This is a genomic window from Gluconobacter sp. P1D12_c, from assembly GCF_018812105.1.
GTDB lineage: Bacteria > Pseudomonadota > Alphaproteobacteria > Acetobacterales > Acetobacteraceae > Gluconobacter > Gluconobacter oxydans_A.
In genome coordinates this window covers 1-357 of the sequence record NZ_JACSIQ010000882.1, presented here as the reverse complement: position 1 = coordinate 357, position 357 = coordinate 1, and the positions used below count along the sequence as shown (strand labels likewise).

The 357-nt window shown below is 58.8% G+C and carries 1 pseudogene; it reads right to left on the bottom strand.

Going from position 1 to position 357, the window contains the following annotated elements:
- Positions 1 to 310, bottom strand: a pseudogene (locus tag KP705_RS21060) (Tn3 family transposase); the annotation flags it as partial.
- Between the last annotated feature and the right edge of the window lie 47 nt (positions 311 to 357).

The window sequence follows — 357 nt, the reverse complement described above, 5'->3', positions numbered from 1 at the left end:
CGGCCATGCGTGTCAGACCAAGATTAATCCCATCCGCCAGGATCAGCGTCAGAAGGGCGTTTTTGTCATCCGCGACACGGCTGGAGATCAGCGTCAGAAGGGCGTTTTTGTCATCCGCGACACGGCTGGAACGTCGATTGGTATCAGTAATCTTGATGCGTGGCAGCCGGTCGTAAGCCGCCCGCCTCAACTCTTCCCCAGCAGGGGGTGTAATTGCTTTCAGAGGCGAAATCACAAGCCCATGTGCATCAAGCCGGACCGGTGACAACTCGCCCTTCCTGGCAAGAGCCGTCACCCGGTTCAGCGCGGTTTACTCGCCCTTCCTGGCAAGAGCCGTCACCCGGTTCAGCGCGGTTT